Origin of the sequence: Macrococcus hajekii (genome assembly GCF_004359505.1) — a bacterium.
Classification (GTDB): Bacteria; Bacillota; Bacilli; order Staphylococcales; family Staphylococcaceae; genus Macrococcus; species Macrococcus hajekii.
Map to the genome: position 1 here is coordinate 1 of NZ_SCWE01000037.1, position 393 is coordinate 393.

At 54.2% G+C, this 393-nt stretch carries 1 protein-coding gene; it reads right to left on the reverse strand.

From position 1 onward, the window contains the following. Positions 1 to 139: 139 nt before the first annotated feature. A partial coding sequence (locus ERX37_RS11525; protein ID WP_165982052.1) for a hypothetical protein occupies positions 140 to 393 on the reverse strand: 254 nt, incomplete at its 5' end.

The window sequence follows — 393 nt, forward strand, 5'->3', positions numbered from 1 at the left end:
GTGTATGTCGCGCCAGAGGTTTCTTAGCTGAGGGATGGATAAACCAGTGAGCGAGTGAACTATGGTCAGCCTCAACTTTGCCTGGATGAGATCTCTAGCTACAACCCATGAGTTGATCTGCGCAAGCATCTGCGGCTATTTACTTAGCGAGAGCAGACACCAAGTAGCTCGCCGCCGCGCCAGGCTTGGTTTTGCTGGTTTCCAGAACACGTTCAAACGCGTCCGTCTCGACCCGAATTGTAAATATCGTCAGCGGAAGCAGCTGCGACACCTGTTCGATCTCCGAGTTGCTCATCTCCCCGATCCGTTTCAGCATCGACGGCGACAGTCCCGTCGTCAGTCCGCCCTCAGGCTTTTTGGCTGCTTCGCGAGCTTGCAACAGGAAGTTACGAT